The 4,238-nt window shown below is 66.1% G+C and carries 1 protein-coding gene; it reads right to left on the bottom strand.

The annotated features are described in order from the left end of the window. A partial coding sequence (locus ACWIHT_RS47100; RefSeq protein ID WP_456174806.1) for an amino acid adenylation domain-containing protein occupies positions 1 to 4,238 on the bottom strand: 4,238 nt, incomplete at both ends.

Below are 4,238 nucleotides of genomic sequence, written 5' to 3'. Positions count from 1 at the left end.
ACAAGATCCGGATACACCACCGGACACCGCACCACATAATTCACCAACGCCCCATGCGAAACCACCACACCCTTCGGCCACCCCGTCGAACCCGAGGTGTAGATGACGTACGCCGAATGCGCGGGAACCACCGGAGACAGACGGTCCCGGTCGGACAGATCGCCCCCGCCCTGATCGGCTACGGCACCCAGGACGGCGGGCTCGTCGAGCAGCACACGACGCGCGGTGCCGTCGTGGGGCAGCAACGCCGCGGTAGCCACGTCGGTCAGAACGAGCACCGGGTCCGCGTCGGCCAGCATGTACGCGATCCGGTCCGCCGGATACTCCGGATCCACCGGCACATACCCCGCACCACTCTTCAACACCGCCAACAACGCAACAACCAGATCCACCGACCGCGGCAAAGCCACCGCCACCAACCGCTCCGGACCCGCACCACACCCCACCAAATACCGCGCCAAACAATTCGCCCGGGCATTGAGTTCGCCATAGGTGAGCTCAACACCACCACTCACCACAGCCAACGCATCCGGAGTCCGCACCACCTGCGCCTCAAACAACTCCGGCAACGTCAGATCCGGAACCTCACGACCCGTGTCATTCCACGTGGTCAGGATCCGATGCCGTTCCTCAGCACCGAGAACATCGATCTCACGGACGGCCCGATCAGGCGCAGCAACCACCGCTTCAAGGACACGTACCAACCGGTCCGCAAGGCTCTGCGCGGTCTGTGCCGTGAACAGATCCGTCCGGTAATCGAGCCGCCCACGCAAACCCGCGGATACGCCGTCCTCCGCATGCATTTCGCCAAGGTTGAACGACAAGTCGAACCTGGCCGCCACATCACCGAAAGGCTCGGCCTGGGCGTGGATGCCTGGGAGGTCGAGGTCGGGTTGCGCGTTGTTCTGGAAGGTGAGCATCACCTGGAAGAGGGGGTGGCGGGCCATGGAACGGGCCGGGTTGAGGATCTCCACCAGCCGCTCGAACGGCACGTCCTGATGCGCGAAAGCCGCCAGATCGGTCTCCCGGACCCGCTCGACGACCTGCCGGAATGTCGGATCACCTGAGACGTCGGTGCGCAGGACCAGCGTGTTCACGAAGAACCCGACGAGGTCGTCGAGGGCGTCGTCGGTACGGCCCGCGATCGGGGTTCCGACCGGGATGTCGTGGCCGGCGCCCATCTTCGACAACAGCACCGCCAGCGCGGCCTGCACGGTCATGAACACACTCGCACCACACGCGCGAGACAACTCCACCAACCGCGCATGCGTTTCGGCCGAGACCCGCACAGCCACCGAAGCACCCTCGTGCGAAGCAACCGCCGGACGCGGGAAATCCACCGGCAACTCCAACTGCTCCGGAAGATCAGCAAGAGCCTCCCGCCAGAAACCCACCTGCCCCGCGAGCACACTCCCCGGATCGTCCTCATCGCCAAGGACCTCGCGCTGCCACAGCGTGAAATCCGCGTACTGCACCGGCAGCACGTCCCACGCCGGTGCGACACCCCGACAACGAGCGGCATACGCCTGGGACAGATCCCGCGCCAGAGGCGCCATCGACCAGCCGTCGGCCGCGATGTGATGGACCACCATCACCAGAACCCACTCGTCAACCGAATCCACGTCAAGCAGCGTCACCCGCCACGGCAGATCCCGCTCCAGATCGAAGCCCCTGCCCGCCAAGCCGCCCGCGACCGATGCGACGTCGGCAGCGGACACCGATTCCGTCCAGATTTCGGGTACGCCAGCGGCGCCTGTCAGGATCTCCTGCCGCGGCTCACCGTCCACCTGCGGGAACACCGTCCGCAAACTCTCATGACGACCCGCCACATCCCCCAACGCCGCCTGCAACGCCCCCACATCGAGCGTCCCACTCAGACGGAGCACGAGGGGGATGTTGTACGTCGACGACACGCCCTCCAACTGGCCCAGGAACCACAGCCGACGCTGCGCGAACGACACCGGAAGAACCTCCGGCCGCACCCTCACACCCAACCGCTCCCGAACCCCGCCACCCTCATCAAGCCGCCCGACAAGGCCCGCAACCGTCGGCGCCTCGAACAACGCCCGGATGCCCACCTCGACCCCGAGGACGGAACGGATCCGACTCACCAGACGGGTCGCCAGCAGCGAATGACCACCCAGCTCGAAGAAACTGTCATCGATGGAAACGGCGCTGACGCCGAGGACTTCGGCGAAGAGGCCACACAGGATCTCCTCTTGCGAGGTACGCGGCCCACGACCCACACCCGCGGCATACTCCGGCGCCGGCAACGCCCTCCGATCCAGCTTCCCGTTTGGCGTCAACGGCAAGGAGTCGAGCGTGACGAACGCCGACGGCACCATGTACTCCGGCAACCGCCCCGCCACGAACCCACGGAGATCACTCACATCAAGACCGCGAACGCCATCGGCGCCGCGCGCCACTATGTACGCCACCAGGCGCTTGTCGCCCGGCGTGTCCTCCCGCACAACGACCGCCGTCTGGGCCACCTGCCCGTGCTCCGCCAGGACGGCTTCGACCTCACCCGGCTCGATACGGAAGCCTCGCACCTTCACCTGCGCATCCACCCGGCCCAGGAACTCCAGGACTCCCTCCGTGTTCCAGCGCACGACATCCCCGGTCCGGTACATCCGCGAACCCGACACCACCGCGAACGGATCCGCGACAAACCGCTCAGCCGTCAGACCCGCACGACCCAGATACCCCCGCGCCACACCGGCGCCCGCGATGTACAGCTCACCCGCAACACCCACCGGTACCGGCGACAGACCCGCATCCAGCACATACACCCGCGTATTCGCGACTGGCCGACCGATCGGAATCCCATCGGGTAGTTCGGTATCCGTGTACCACGAGGTCGCGTAAACCGTGGATTCGGTGGGCCCGTAGCAGTTCGCGATGCGGGACTCGGGGAAGGCCGAGCGCATCCTCTTGGCGACGGTGGGCGAGATCGCCTCGCCCGCCATGACAACCGTGGCCACGTTGGCCGCCAGTTCACGGTCCAGGAGGCTTGAGAAAACCGAGGGAACGCCACTGACCAGCGACTGGCTGGCGTGTCCGGCGGATTCGTCTCCCGCGGATTCGTCTCCCAGCGCAAGCAGGTCTCGGAGCACGTTGATCCGACCGCCGGCAAGCAGGGGGGTGATCATCTCGAAGACCGACACATCGAAGTTGAGTGACGTCGTTGCGTAGACCTCCCCCAGGCGGTCTTCACCAAGCCCGTATGCAGCCCATGCGGCGAGGTTCACCACGCTGCGGTGCTCAACCACCACGCCCTTCGGCTGCCCTGTCGAACCCGAGGTGTAGATGACGTACGCCGGATGCGCGGGAACCACCGGAGACAGACGGTCCCGGTCGGACAGATCGCCCCCGCCCTGATCGGCTACGGCGCCCAGGACGGCGGGCTCGTCGAGCAGCACACGACGCGCGGTGCCGTCGTGGGGCAGCAACGCCGCGGTAGCCACGTCGGTCAGAACGAGCACCGGGTCCGCGTCGGCCAGCATGTACGCGATCCGGTCCGCCGGATACTCCGGATCCACCGGCACATACCCCGCACCACTCTTCAACACCGCCAACAACGCAACAACCAGACCGGCCGACCGCGGCAACGCCACCGCAACCAAACGCTCCGGACCCGCACCACACCCCACCAAATACCGCGCCAAACAATTCGCCCGGGCATTGAGTTCGCCATAGCTGAGCTCAACCCCACCACTCACCACAGCCAACGCATCCGGAGTCCGCACCACCTGCGCCTCAAACAACTCCGGCAACGTCAGATCCGGAACCTCACGACCCGTGTCATTCCAGTCGACGAGCACCCGCTGCCGTTCCTCAGCACCGAGAACACTGACGGAACGGACCGCCGTATCGGGATCGGCGCTGACCGTCTCCAGCACACGCACCAACCGGTCCACGAGCCCCCGGACCGTCTCCTCCGAGAACAGATCCGTCCGGTAGTCCACCTGCCCCTCAAGCCCGGCAGGGCCGCCGTTCTCGTCACGAAGTTCACCCAGGCTGAACGACAGATCGAACTTCGCCACCGAACCCTGCACCGACTCCAGCCGAACGCCGAGACCCGGCAGCGCAAGATCCGGCTCAGCAATGTTCTGGAAGGCGAGCATCACCTGGAACAGCGGATGACGGGCCATGGAACGCGCCGGATTGAGGACCTCCACCAGCCGCTCGAACGGCACATCCTGATGCGCGAAAGCCGCCAGATCCGCCTCCCGGAC

The sequence above is a fragment of the Streptomyces sp. NPDC002276 genome (genome assembly GCF_053891435.1).
The sequence above is the reverse complement of the archived record's forward strand: the minus strand, read 5'-3'. Positions and strand labels throughout refer to the sequence as shown.